General features: G+C 36.6%; 13 protein-coding genes. All 13 read right to left on the reverse strand.

Going from position 1 to position 14,174, the window contains the following annotated elements; all coding sequences use genetic code 11:
* Positions 1–13: 13 nt before the first annotated feature.
* Entirely contained in the window at positions 14–652 is a 639-nt protein-coding gene (locus tag GYV61_RS07830) for an amino acid ABC transporter permease (RefSeq protein WP_174795396.1), read from the reverse strand.
* A complete protein-coding gene (locus GYV61_RS07835) occupies positions 649–1,467 on the reverse strand; it encodes a transporter substrate-binding domain-containing protein (protein ID WP_174795397.1) in 819 nt (272 codons plus the stop codon). Before GYV61_RS07835 ends, GYV61_RS07830 begins: the two co-directional genes overlap by 4 nt.
* 16 nt (positions 1,468–1,483) lie before the next feature.
* Complete coding sequence (locus GYV61_RS07840) at positions 1,484–2,221, reverse strand: amino acid ABC transporter ATP-binding protein (RefSeq protein ID WP_274600324.1); 738 nt, start codon at positions 2,219–2,221, stop codon at positions 1,484–1,486.
* 197 nt (positions 2,222–2,418) lie between these two features.
* Positions 2,419–4,353 (reverse strand): threonine--tRNA ligase, encoded by a 1,935-nt coding sequence (thrS, locus tag GYV61_RS07845; protein WP_174795398.1) that lies wholly within the window; start codon positions 4,351–4,353, stop codon positions 2,419–2,421.
* Positions 4,354–4,654: 301 nt separating this feature from the next.
* Complete coding sequence (dnaI, locus tag GYV61_RS07850) at positions 4,655–5,548, reverse strand: primosomal protein DnaI (protein ID WP_174795399.1); 894 nt, start codon at positions 5,546–5,548, stop codon at positions 4,655–4,657.
* Positions 5,549–5,558: 10 nt separating this feature from the next.
* Positions 5,559–6,941 carry a DnaD domain protein gene (locus tag GYV61_RS07855; RefSeq protein WP_174795400.1) on the reverse strand — a complete coding sequence of 461 codons (1,383 nt, stop codon included), beginning with the start codon at positions 6,939–6,941 and terminating at the stop codon, positions 5,559–5,561.
* Positions 6,942–6,943: 2 nt separating this feature from the next.
* Positions 6,944–7,411, reverse strand: coding sequence for a transcriptional regulator NrdR (gene nrdR / locus GYV61_RS07860; RefSeq protein WP_046325124.1), 468 nt, complete (start codon positions 7,409–7,411; stop codon positions 6,944–6,946).
* A gap of 1 nt (position 7,412) precedes the next feature.
* Positions 7,413–8,015 (reverse strand): dephospho-CoA kinase, encoded by a 603-nt coding sequence (gene coaE, locus GYV61_RS07865; RefSeq protein WP_174795401.1) that lies wholly within the window; start codon positions 8,013–8,015, stop codon positions 7,413–7,415.
* Positions 8,012–8,842 carry a DNA-formamidopyrimidine glycosylase gene (gene mutM, locus GYV61_RS07870; RefSeq protein WP_046325126.1) on the reverse strand — a complete coding sequence of 277 codons (831 nt, stop codon included), beginning with the start codon at positions 8,840–8,842 and terminating at the stop codon, positions 8,012–8,014. The genes coaE and mutM overlap by 4 nt, the downstream gene beginning before the upstream one ends.
* Positions 8,843–8,854: 12 nt before the next feature.
* Positions 8,855–11,530 carry a DNA polymerase I gene (polA, locus tag GYV61_RS07875; RefSeq protein WP_174795402.1) on the reverse strand — a complete coding sequence of 892 codons (2,676 nt, stop codon included), beginning with the start codon at positions 11,528–11,530 and terminating at the stop codon, positions 8,855–8,857.
* Between the two features lie 163 nt (positions 11,531–11,693).
* Positions 11,694–13,007, reverse strand: coding sequence for a UDP-N-acetylmuramate--L-alanine ligase (gene murC / locus GYV61_RS07880; RefSeq protein WP_174795403.1), 1,314 nt, complete (start codon positions 13,005–13,007; stop codon positions 11,694–11,696).
* Between the two features lie 151 nt (positions 13,008–13,158).
* Positions 13,159–13,806: a YtpR family tRNA-binding protein gene (gene ytpR / locus GYV61_RS07885; protein ID WP_174795404.1), complete on the reverse strand. Its 648-nt coding sequence runs from the start codon at positions 13,804–13,806 to the stop codon at positions 13,159–13,161.
* A gap of 21 nt (positions 13,807–13,827) precedes the next feature.
* Positions 13,828–14,148, reverse strand: a complete 321-nt coding sequence (locus GYV61_RS07890; RefSeq protein WP_174795405.1) for a thioredoxin family protein — start codon at positions 14,146–14,148, stop codon at positions 13,828–13,830.
* Between the last annotated feature and the right edge of the window lie 26 nt (positions 14,149–14,174).

A 14,174-nucleotide genomic window follows, 5' to 3' on the forward strand; every position in this document is an offset into this window, starting at 1 on the left:
ATAAGCCGCCTCCCTACGCCATTCTCTTTTCTAAGTGCCGCATGTAATAACTTAGTGGCATAGTAATTACCAGATATAATATGCCAATTACAAAGTAACTGTTAAATGTATCAAAAGTTACAGATGCAATTGCATTGGCTTGATACATCAAATCAAAACCTGCAACAAAAGCCAGTATTGAAGAATCTTTAATTAAATTAACAAACTGATTACCAAGCGGTGGAATAACAATCTTAAGTGCTTGAGGTAAGATTACATAACGCATAGCCTGACTATAAGTCATACCGGTTGACCTGGCACCTTCCATTTGACCTTGAGATACCGACTGAATACCTGAACGAATAATTTCCGCAATAAAAGCTGAGGTATATAGGAACAGACCAATAGTTCCAGCGGTGAAACCGTCAATTTGAACAAAATATTTAGGTACTATTAGATAAAAGAACATTACGATAATCAATAATGGAATATTACGAAAGATTTCAACGTAAATCCTGCCAATCCAATTAGCTATTTTATTCGGAATAACTTCTAATAGAGCTAATAAAACACCAAAAATCAGACTAAATACTAGTGTTAACAAGCTTGATAAAATAGTCCAGCCGAACCCAGCGAATAGTTGACTACTAAAATCATTGAAGATACGAATCATTTAATATACATCTCCTTATAGTTAAAACCAGGAACTTGACCGAACCACTTTTTGATTAAGCGATTGTATTCTCCACTTTTCTGAATCTTGTCAATGGCTCGATTTATTGCTCTATGAAAAGGTTCTTGATTTTTATTTACTGCAATACCATAAGGTTCTTTAGTATAAGTTCCTCCAGTTACTTCAAGGCTATCAGGACTTTGTGCTGCTAGACCATATAAAATACCATTATCACTGGTCAAAGCGTCGCCTTGATGAGATTTCAAAGCTGATACTGCTTGACCATAATCTTGCATAGCGACAACTTTTGCTCTGGGGGCAACTTTCTTTACAGCCTCAACTGAGTTATCGCCAACGATCCCGATTACAGTTTTGCCATTAAGATCACTGGGCTTTTTAATATCTGATCCTTTAGGAACAAGAAAAGATTTACCGGCCTGAAAATATGATTTAGAAAAACTGATTACTTGGGCTCTTTCTGGAGTAATTGTTAGAGTGGCAATTACCGCATCAACATTGCCGTTTTTCAGCAAAGGTATTCTTGATTGTGAAGTGGCAAGAGTAAAGCGAGCTTGACCTTTTGGACCTAAAATTTCTTTGGTAATAGCTTTAGCCATATCAATATCAAAACCTTTTTCTTTATCATCTCTGATATCAATTAAACTAAATAGCTTTTTATCACCCTCAACAGCCCAAGTAATAGTATTGGCTGAACGAACATTTTTTAAAGCTGATTGATCGGCAACTTTATTACCGCAACCAGATAAAAAGAACATTCCTATTAATAGTGAGATTGAGCAAATTATTTTTTTCATGATAATGCCCTCCATCTTAATGCGCTATTATTTTGCTTAAGAATTGTTGAGCACGATCTGTTTTAGGCTCCTTAAAAAAGGATGTACTGTCATCATCTTCCACAATCTGACCCTGATCCATAAAGATAACGCGATTAGCTACTTCTTTAGCAAAACCCATTTCGTGAGTCACAATCAAGGAAGTCATATCGCTGGCTGATGTTACCTTTTTAATTACTTGTAGCACCTCATCAATCATTTCCGGATCAAGTGCTGATGTTGGTTCATCAAATAGTAATAATTTGGGATGCATTGCTAAAGACCGAGCAATAGCGACACGTTGCTTTTGTCCACCGGATATTTGCGCCGGCATATTTTGAGCCTTATCTGCCATGCCAACCATATCAAGCAGATGCATTGCTTGCTTTTTATTTTCGTCTTCCGGTAAATGACTTACAATTCTGGGCGCCAACATGACGTTTTCCAAAACATTTTTATTTTTATAGAGATTAAAATGTTGAAAAACCATTCCCACATCTTGGCGCAACCTGTTTGAATCAGTCTTGGGATTGGATAAATCCTGATTGTTGACTATCAGTTTGCCTCCCTGAATTGATTCTAACCGATTTATTGTTCTAATAAGTGTACTTTTACCAGAACCAGAAGGTCCAATCAAAACAACAGTTTCACCTTTATCGATTTGTAAATTGATATTATGCAACGCGTGAAATTTGCCATAAAATTTCTGCACGTCATGAAATTCTACCATTGACATAATTAATGCTCCTTTTAGCAGTTTTAATTTAACTATCCAACCTATTTCTTATCAATTGATTAATTAATCAAAAGTGCATCCCGTCAACACTACATTTTGTTACTCGACGTGCAAATTTTAGCGGTTTTATATTATGGTTTAAGTTTTCAAATTATTTCTGCCATCTTTATAAATTGTTTTTATTAGCTTTTACTCTTTTATTCATTGCGTGAATAGGATTTAACATCTTGTTCAATTTCACGAATAAATTCGTCAAAACTCTTTGCTACTTCTTCTTCAGTACCATAGCGGCGAACGTTAACACTGTTGTCCTTGAGTTCTTTGTCACCTAAAACAAGAGTATACGGTACTTTTTGTGTTTGTGATTCACGAATCTTGTAGCCTAATTTTTCATTACGTAAGTCGGCTTCAGCTCTAAAGCCTCTCTTATTGAGCTCATCACGGACTTTCTTAGCGTAATCTGAATGAGCATCCAGGTTAACAGGGATTACTTCAACTTGAACTGGAGCTAACCAGGTTGGGAAAGCACCCTTGTATATTTCAATCAAGTAAGCAATGAAACGCTCCATAGTTCCAACAATACCACGGTGAATCATAACTGGACGATGCTCTTCACCATCTTGACCAACATAAGTTAAGTTAAAGCGTTCAGGGAGCATGAAGTCCAGTTGGATAGTGGACATGGTCTCATCAGCACCTAAAGCAGTCTTAGTCTGAATATCAAGTTTTGGACCGTAGAATGCAGCCTCACCTTCAGCTTCGACATAATCAAGGCCCATATCATCCATTGCCTTTTTCAGCATTGACTGACTTCTCTCCCACATTTCATCATTGGCAAAATACTTCTTAGTATTCTTCGGATCACGATAAGAAAGTCTGAAGTAGTAATCGGTAATGTCAAAGTCTTTGTATACATCCAGAATTAAAGTTAAAATCTTAGAGAATTCACTTTGAACCTGGTCTAAGGTTACAAATGTATGACCATCATTTAAAGTCATTTCCCTTACGCGTTGCAAACCTGACAAAGCACCAGATTTTTCATATCTGTGCATCATACCCAGTTCTGCAATGCGAATTGGCAACTCACGGTATGAACGAATATGATGCTTATAGATTTGAATGTGTGACGGACAATTCATTGGACGCAACTCAAGCATTTCCCCGTCACCCATGTCCATCGGTGGGAACATGTCATCACGATAGTGTGCCCAGTGGCCTGATGTTTTATAAGCGTCAACGTTCATAAGCACTGGGGTATAAACGTGTTGGTAACCGTCAGCGACCTCTTTATCAATGATGTAACGTTCAACTACTCGGCGAATCGTGGCACCTTTTGGCATCCAGTAAGGTAAACCAGCTCCAACTTTGGGATCTACAAAGAATAAATCAAGATCTCGACCAATTGTTCTGTGATCGCGTTCTTTAATTTCTTCACGACGCTTAATATCGGCATCTAAGTCAGCTTTTTTAAAGAAGGCTGTACCGAAAATTCTTTGAAGCATTGGGTTAGAAGATTGGCCCTTCCAATAAGCACCAGCAACAGATAATAATTTAAACTGCTTAATCTTTCCTGTATTAGGCAGTAACGCGTCGAAGCCAAAGTCGATGAAGTCTCCCAGCTTGTATACATGAATTTGGTCATCTTTTTCTGCTTTTAGCAATTCACTCTTATATGGATCATCTTTAAAAATTTCAGATAATTCCGCTTTTGACATGGAAGAAGATGCAATTTTATTTCCAGCCTTGATAACCTTTTTAATTGCTTTCTCTAATTCCGGAAGTTCGTTAACTTTAATCTGATTTTCCTTGTCAGTATCAACCAAAAATCCATCTTCATTCGCCGCATGCTCACCAAAATGAATCTCAGGATAAGCTTTTTTAGCAACTGCTTCAAATACAAAAGCTACCGTAGCCCGTAAAATATTTAAGCCTGCTTCATCCCTGTCTGTAATAATTGCAACTTCGGCATCTTTATTTAATTTGTAATCCAAAGAAACAACTTGACCGTTTACTTTTGCTCCAATAGCAGCCTTACCTAAGGATGTACCTATGTCATGTGCTAAAGCAGAAACTGATACTGCATCTTCATATTCCTTTTTAGAACCATCCGGCAAAGTAATTGCAAAACTCATTTTTTCCTCCAAAATCAAATAAATAAAAAAATCCCAGTGCAATTAAGCACTGGGACGTTAATTAACGTGGTTCCACCCAAAATTTAGTCTGGACTCCAGACTATCTCGTTCAAGATTATAACGGATCTAACCCATTTTTTAATTTCAGGTACGAATGAGTGGGTTGTAACACTAATGGAAGCTTCCAGAATAATGCTTCTCTCTCTGAATCGTATTACAACATGTTCATTCATTGCAGTTAATTATAACCCAATAATTTTTTAATGCAAGTATATTTTCATTAAATTTGAAAAGTAAAAATTTATGTTCGCCTATTAGGCCCAGAAATAATTACCTCTTTAGCTAAAGCCCGAATTCGTTCCATCAAGCGAGCAGCCTTTACTGGTTCAATGGCATTTTTGGTCTCTTTAAAATGATCTTCTAAGTCATTCATAGCAAAATTGGACGAAAAGAAGGTTGGCAAAACATTATCCATTCTTGCTTGTAAAATTACCGCTAAAACCTCATCGCGTGACCACTGACTCAAATTTTCAGCACCAATATCATCCAATACTAAAAAATCAGCGTTAGCAATCTTTTGTACTTCAGTTTGTAAACTATTGTCATTAAAATGACTGGATAAACTGGCAATGAATGTAGGAACATGCAAAAAAACAACATATTTGTTCATCGCAGCTACTTGATTCGCCAGTCCCGCCAAAATATATGTCTTACCAACGCCAAAATTTCCAGCTAAATATAAGCCCTTTTGGTGGATATCACGCGAATATTGATATAAAAACTGCTGAATAGCTGTCATTACTTCAACTCTTTCGGATGTCATATCTATTCGACTTAATCGTACATCATGCAATTTTTCAGGTAAATTAATTAAGTGCAAATGTTTCTTGATACTAATTTCTCTATCATGAATCAGCTTACTGTCCTCAGGAACAAACTTGAGACTAATTGCATTTTTATTCATGATTAAATCAGGATAATATCCTTGAGTTACCGGGTCTTTTTTATGTTGGCTAAGATAAAATTCAAACAGGCTGGGCAGACTTTTATCAATTATACTGTCATTAAGTTGTTCTTGATGTTGTTTAATAAATTGATTTACCTTTGGATCAGCTAATACCTTCTTTTTAATTGAGTCAGTACTTTCTTCTTCCGCATTTTTGGTTTTATCAATAATTTTTTTAATGGGTTGCATATCACTACACCTACTTCATGCCATTCCTATCTTCTAACTTTTTAAAAAAATTTTCCAATTCATTCGAAGAAAGATTAGATTCATTTGAAATAGCTTTTGATTTTCTACTATCCCAATCAATATTTTTTTCGATCTTTTTTTTGTTTCTAGATTGCTGCTTAAATTGATTTAACCTGTTCTCTCGTCTTTGTTCTTGTGCCCTTTTTCTCTTGTCCATGTATTCCAAGGCTTGACTTGCAGTCTTTACCCCGTGTTGCAGCCAATCATGAAGTATTTTATTTGCCAGGCGAAAAGAGATATTAGGACCACTTTTTAAACAAGCATAAGTCAAAACGTTAAGCAATTCTGCCGGTATTCCCTTATCGTTATATAAATTATCAAGCACTTGATATTCACTGGCATCAACAAAATCATTCCGCTCAGTTTTTAAATGATACAAAAACTGGGCTGGAGTATCAGATTGAGCTTTCTGCAATAGCTGCTGTTCATCTTCATTTAAGTGACTATTATTGACAAGCTTGTCTGTTAGTTCTTCTTTTTTTGGCAAATGCCGGCGCGTATCAGTTCCATGAATACTGTTAGCGATAGATTGCTTAATTTGACGCATATTCAAATGATAATCACCATGTAAGCAAGGTATTGCTTCATCAACAAATTCTTGCTCGGAAAGTCCGTACATGCGCATAACAGCTCGAATAGCATCTTCATTCTGATCAATTTCGCTGCCCGCGATTTGATAAATTTCAAATTGCTGTTTCATAAAATCCCAGTCAATATGCTCTTGATCATTGACGGTAGCAAAAGCTTTAGAAACAGAACTGTTTTCTTTAGCAGCTTTTTTCACATCAATAGAAGGATCAATTGCTTCTTGGTCAGGTAAATGAAAAACTTCCATAAAGGATGCAGATACGTTAGGTGCTTCCTTAATTCCACTGATACTGCTTTGACTTTGCTTAGTTTCTCTAGCAAACTCATGGCTCAATTTATTAAAGGCTGTAACACCCACTTTTTCTTTTAATAAACTTGCTAAAAGTGCGGTGGTAAAAAACTCACTGCTGGAAGGAACACTTTTAAGTTTAAAACATAAAACCTGACCCATAATTTGGTTAGCAAGCAAATGGCTTTCAATTAAACCGACAGCTTCAAGTTTATGCAACGCGGGAAATAATTTTTTGATATCGCAGTCGGCTTGCTCCTGCAAAAAATAGAGACCTTTGGCATCAGAGAGCATCGCCTGCGGATTATAGTCTTCATTTAAGCTTAAATAAACTGCCAGCGCCAGAGATCCTATGAGCGGCTGGTATAATTTGATTAAAACCCGTAAATCCTTCGGAAAAATATCCACCCTGTTAGCAATGAAAAATGGTTGTTTGGGATCATTTGTCTCAAACATAATTAATTACCTTTCTCCCTTTTTGCAATCATATCTTCCATGGTTTTCATGAAGCTAGACATATCTTTGAATTCACGATAAATAGAGGCAAAACGAATATAAGCGACATCATCAATTTTAGCCAGTTCATCCATTACCAATTGACCAATCTTTTTGGAAGAAATCTCACTAACTCCTTGCTGACGTACTTTGTTTTCTACATGATCAACTAATTCTTCAAATTGCGAACTAGATATAGGACGCTTTTGTCCCGCAGCCATGACGCCGTGTAAAATTTTTTTCCGGTTAAAAGGTTCACGAGTGCCATCATTTTTGATTACTAGTAGTGGTGTCGTCTCGACTCTTTCAAACGTAGTAAAACGAAAGCCACAGTTTTCACACTCACGCCGCCGTCTGATTGCACGATTTTCATCACTGGGGCGAGAATCTATTACTTTTGATGCATTTTTATGACAATTAGGACATTCCATATTAATACTCCTCTTTTATTTTAAGAAGCAACTGCTCAAGTTGATATTTCAGATCTTGCTTTGTACCAACATTATTAATTACAAAGTCAGCTAGTTTTTCTTTCTGAGACAAGGACATCTGACTGCGAATACGTTTCAAAGCAGCATCTTTACTTAAATGATCCCTTAACATCAGCCGCTTTAACTGCAAAGATTCAGGTATGGCAATTAATAAAGTGCAGTCACAATATTTTTGACCATTTGCTTCAAACAAAACTGGTGCATCTACAATAATTAAAGGCTTTTTAGCAACCTTGTTTAGCGCAATTTTAGCTTGTATTTCTTTAAAAATCAACGGATGGGTAATTTTATTAAGAATGTCAAGCTGCTTTGCGTCATTAAAAACTATTTGGCCTAAAACTGATCGGTTGATTGATTGATCTTCATTAATTATTTGGAGACCAAACTGTTTTCTAACCAATTCATAACCTTTATTACCAACATTTAAAATATCATGAGCTATTTGGTCACAGTCTATCACGGGTATGTGCTTTTCTTTAAAAAAGATATCTGCTGTGCTTTTGCCGCTGGCTATTCCACCAGTTAAGCCCAAAATAGTTGTCATTTATAAATCACCTGACATTTAGGGCAAAAAGTAGTGCCCCGGCCGTTTACTTTAATTTTTTCAAGAGGGGTTCCGCAACGTTCACAAGGTTCGCCTTTATGACCATAGACCTGCAACATTTTTTGAAAACCGCCGGTCTTGCCATTAGCATCAAGATATGTATGAACAGTAGTGCCCCTTTCTGCTATGGCCAATTCTATCAACGAATTAATATTATCATGCAGTTCTGCTACTTTTTTTGCTGGGATACTATTAGCCATACTTAATGGGTGAATTTTTGTTTCCCACAAAACTTCATCTACGTAAATGTTACCAAGACCGGCCACAACTGACTGATCAAGCAAGGTATTTTTGATATTTTTCTTTTTACGAGCTAGGCCTTTTTGCAAGTATGAAACTGTAAACGCCTGTGAATTTGGTTCGGCGCCTAATTTGCCAATACCGGTACTTTCTTTCTCTGTGCCCGTTGTAATCAACTGCATGCGCCCGAACTTACGTACATCATTGTAACGCAAAGCAGAATTATCGTTAAAAACAATTTGCACATGATCGTGTTTATCTTTTTTGGTATTTACTTTGACTAAACGATATTTACCTTCCATGCGTAAATGCGATACCACAGTTAAATGACCACTAAGACGAATAAGCAAATACTTAGCATAACGATCAATTGTTTCTATTCTTTTACCAGCTAACTGCTTTTTAAATTCTTTTGCATCACCAGTTATTATTTTAGGATACCAAACAGTTACTTCTTTAATCGTTTTTCCCTTAATCAGGGGAAGTAGTGTCCGCCTGACAGTTTCAACTTCTGGCATTTCGGGCATTAAAATTACTCCTTACTTAGCATCAAACCAATTGTGACCATAACCAGAATCAGCTACAAGAGGAATATCAAGTCTCACAGCAGACTGCATAACTTCTGGCACAATCTTTTTAATAGTTTCTAATTCATCTTTTGGTACATCAAAAATCAATTCATCATGAACTTGAACCACCATCTTAGTTTTAAGATGCATCTCATCCAATTTTTTCTGCATATTAATCATCGCAATCTTGATAATATCTGCAGCTGAACCTTGAATTGGTGAGTTAATCGCAGTTCTTTCCGCAAATGACCGCACATTATAATTCTTGGCATGAATATCAGGTAAATAGCGCCTTCTGTGCATAATTGTTTCGGCATAGCCTTTTTCACGGGCAACTTGAACTGCCTTATCCATATAATCCTTAATTTGCGGATATTGTTCAAAGTAATTATCAATAAATTCCTTAGCTTGTTTGCGGCTGATATTGAGATTTTTAGATAAGCCATAATCAGAAATACCATAGACAATACCGAAGTTTACCGCTTTTGCTCTGCGACGCATTAACGGCGTAACGTCAGAAGTTGATTTCAGATGAAAAATTTTCATAGCCGTATGAGCGTGGATGTCATAACCCGTTCTGAAAGCTTCCTGCATTTGTTCGTCACCGGAAACCTGTGCCAAGACTCGTAATTCAATTTGAGAATAGTCACAAGAGAAAATGTAGCCATCTGGTTCACTTGGCACAAAGGCTTTTCTAATTTGTTTTCCTTCTTCCGTTCTGGTGGGAATATTTTGTAAGTTAGGATCAACTGAGGACAAACGACCAGTAGCAGTCAATGTTTGTAAATACCTGGTATGAATCCGACCGTCTTTTTGGATAACATCCAGTAAGCCATTGACGTAAGTTGACTGGATTTTAGCAATTTGCCGGTAAGTCAAAATTTGATCAATAATCGGGTTTTCATCTTTTAACTGATTCAAAACATCAACTGAAGTCGAATAACCGGTTTTAGTCTTTTTAACAGGCTTTAAGCCCATTTTTTCAAACAAAATATGACCTAATTGTTTAGGTGAATTAATATTAAATTCTTCACCGGCTTCATCATAAATTTGCTTTTCCATTTTCTTAAGGTCAACCGCAAATTCATCTTGGAGCTGCGTTAAGGTATCAGCTTGGACTTTGATACCGTTTATTTCCATGACAGACAAAACCCGCGCAACCGGTATTTCAATGTTGGCAAAAAGGTCGTCCTGCTCATGTTCTTTTAGTTTAGCCAGCAGAGTATCTTTTAAGTTTGCGATTGCTTCAATTTTGCCAGCCAAATGGTTGAACAACACCCGATCGTCCTCTGGAATATGGACGCTTTTACCTTTGCCGTAAACATCATAATCGCTTTTAACCGAATTATCACCATACATGCGACAAATTTCACCCATGTCGTCAGAATTATTTTCGTTATTGATTAAATATGAAGCAAGTAGCATATCATAATCAATAGAGCGAGCATGAATACCCAATCGGTTTAAACCAACTGTAGTTCGTTTTAAGTCAAACACATTTTTAGTAATTTGCTTATTTTCCAGAATATTCTTAAGTTGCGGCTTTTTTAACAGGTCAACATTGCGACTCACATATATTTGCTTATCTATCTTAATGGCAAAGCCAACAAATTGCGCTAAATGATAATTGGCACCCAACATTCCTAAGTAAAAAGTAATAGTTTGGCCAGCTTTAACTGCAAAATTATTAATATCATTTTCTTCAAGCGCTATAAAAGCAACTGCTTTATTATTTTGTGCGGGTTGTTCTTTTGGCTGAGCAGCGTTTTCAGGGTTTAACTGGCTCAAAAACTTACGGAAATTCATTTTTTCATAGAATCTGCGCAATTTTTGATAATCGACTGCACGCCTTTTTACATCAGCAATCCCAATGGTTAACGGGGTATTACGATCAATTGTCGCCAGCTTTTTACCCAGTAGAGCCTTATCTTTATCATTAATCAGGTTTTCCTTCATTTTAGAGGGCTTCATATCATCTATATGATCATATAAATTTTCTACTGAGCCATATTCCTGGATAAGTTGCGAAGCTTTTTTGGGTCCTATTTTAGTAACACCAGGATAATTATCAGAATTATCACCCATTAATGCTTTCATATCAATGAATTCAGTTGGAGTAACACCATTAACTTCTTTCATGTGTTCAGGGGTATAAGCTTCCAAGTTTAAAACCCCTGATTTAGTAACCATCACAGTGGTTTGAGGAGATGCCAGCTGCGTCAAGTCCTTGTCGCCCGTAACAACCGTGACTTTAAAACCCTCTTTTTCTCCAATATTTACAAAAGTACCAATAATGTCATCAGCTTCATAGTTATCAAGCTCATATGTAGACAAGCCCAAATCATGCAAAAGTTCCTGAATGTACGGCAGCTGTTCAGATAATTCTGATGGGGTCTTTTGTCTGCCACCTTTGTAGTCAGCATACATCTTATTTCTAAAAGTAGTTTTACCTGCATCAAAAGCAACCAAAACATGGTCAGGTTCAACGTCATTCAGCACGACATCAAGCATATTTTTAAATGTATAAATGGCATTTGTGTGCAATCCTTCAGGATTTCTAAAATTTTCAAGTTGGCGGTATAGTGCGTAGAAAGCACGAAAGGCAACTGAATTACCATCAATTAAAAGTAATTTTTTATCAGCCATTTGATCTCCTTAAATTTAAACCAAGTTTCTTTATTCAACTACCATTTTAACAGTTTTTCCATTCATCTTGCATAATACCGATTTCCCTGAACCTTATGACATGTAAAAACTGTTATATAAAGCAAAAAGATCAAGTCTTGAAACTCGATCTTAATAACTTAATTTATTTTAGTAATTTTTCTAAAGCATCTTCGTATTTCTGGATATCGCCTGCGCCCATGAAAACAATGACACTGTCTTTGTTCTGCGTTAGGTCAGCAATATTATCAAGATCAATCACTTCAGAGCCAGGAATTTCGGCTACTAAATCACTACTTGAAATATCTCCATTTGCCTCTCTTGCGGAAGCATAAATGGGAGTAATGTATGCTTTATCCACTCCGCGCAAAATTTCTGCAAAATCTTGCGCATATTTCTTCGTTCTGGAAAAAGTATGTGGTTGGAATACGACAACTAGTTTTTTATGAGGAAACTTTTGCCTAGCAGCCTGAATTGTCGCACGCATTTCAGTTGGATGATGGGCGTAATCATCAATGATATTAATATCTTTAAAGTCTTTTTCAGAAAAGCGTCGTTTGGCCCCCTGATAAGTAAGTAAACCTTTTTGAATATCTCTAAGAGGAATATTTTCGGTATAAGCAACTGCTATTACGGCCGTAGCATTCAAAATATTATGATCGCCAAAAAGATGAATTGTAAATTCACCTATCTTCTTTCCCTGTCTCAAAACCGTAAAACTTGAACCTGCAGTAGTACGGTTGACATCAACCACCTGGAAATCATCATCTTTTTCAAAACCATAAGTGTATTTGGGAACGGCGGAATGCAATTGTCTTAGTCTGTCATTACCTCCCCACACAAATAGACCTTTTTGAGTTTGATCAGCGGCAGTTTGAAAGGCTGAAGTATAATCTGCCTGGTCTTTAAAATAATCCGGGTGGTCAAAATCAATGTTGGTCATGATTTGATAATCAGGATGATAAGCCAAGAAATGGCGGCGATATTCATCAGCTTCATAAACAAAAAAGCGTGACCCTTTAACTCCTTTACCCTCACCATCGCCTATCAGATAAGACGTGGGCGCTGCTTCACCTAAAACGTGAGCTAAAAGACCGGTAGTAGATGTTTTGCCATGAGTTCCTGAAACACCAATACCAGTATGCATCTTGATTATTTCTTCTACGGTATCAGGATAACTTTGCCAAGTTATATTTTTATCTTCACAAGCTTTAACTTCAACGTTATCATTTTTAAAAGCATTGCCCTTAATTATGACCTGACCCGAGTCTTTGATATTACTTGCATCAAACTCTGTTACTTTAATTCCTGCTTTTTCAAGTGGTTCTTGTGTGAAAGTATACTTTTTGATATCACTACCGGCAACATGAAAGCCTAAATCGTTTAACACTAAGGCTAAAGAAGCCATTCCCGTTCCTTTAATTCCAATAAACCAAATTTGCTTATTTTTATCTAACATTTCCCAAGCTCCATATTTTTTATCATTGTTTCTTATTTTACCATTTCTAACGAAAAAAGAGCAGAATCATTGAAAAGCCATGAAAAATCATAATCTTACTTTGCATTACTAAAAAAGGACTCTACCAATAACTTGATAAAGTCCTTTAATCTTATAATTTAATCTGCCCGCTTGCCAAAAGTTCATCACATTTTTCAGGATCAAAGGCCTCTCCCACAGCAAAATCGTCTGGAACTACTAAAATTCCTCGTTTTTGTGGTGCGTGGGGCAACCCTAGTTCTCGTGCTGAACAGATCATCCCATAAGAATCCACATGGCGCAGCTGACCCGGCCAAATCATTTGACCATTTGGCATCAAGGTGCCAGGTAAGGCAACTACTACTTTTTGTCCTTGAGCAATGTTAGGTGCACCACAGACGATTTGCTGTTCCTCACCATGGCCAACATCAACAGTGGTCACATGCAAGTGATCAGAGTCAGGATGTTTTTCACAGCTTTTCACATAGCCGTAAACCAGCGTTGGTTTACCATAAGCAAGTTGATCATTAAAACCAACTTCTGCCAACTTTTTATTTAATGCTGCTAAATCGTCATTAGTCAACTTGACTTGGCCGTCTGCTAGTTTGTCATAATCAATTACCTGGTCGACATTGAAGAAATTATATCCGGTCACATTACCTTCTTCATCAGTAATACGTGTGACATCACCTTTTTCTTCATACTCACTTTTGCCCTTATCCTGACCTAAAATCACAATTAAGGTATTGGGGTAGCTGCGTTTATTAATACTAGTAATCATGAATCAATTATCCTCTTTCACTTAGTCCAGTGACCGCAAAAAGCTCTCAACTTCTTCTTTAGTTTTACGGTCCTTATTAACTAGTCTACCAATTTCTTTACCATCTTGGTAGACCACAAATGAAGGAATACCCATGATATTCATTTCTTTAGCTACATCTACAGAACCGTCACGGTCAATTTGATAAAATTTACTGTCAGAAAAATCTTTTTCAATCTCCGGCATAAACGGATCCAAAAAGCGGCAATCTGGACACCAACCAGCAGAAAATTCCAAAACCACACGACCATTTTTGGTAATATCATCTAATTTTTCTTGATCTAATTCTTTTATTTGTTCCATTTTGAAAAAACCTCTCAATCCTTATT

The sequence above is a fragment of the Lactobacillus melliventris genome, from assembly GCF_013346935.1.
In the GTDB taxonomy this organism is placed as follows: domain Bacteria; phylum Bacillota; class Bacilli; order Lactobacillales; family Lactobacillaceae; genus Lactobacillus.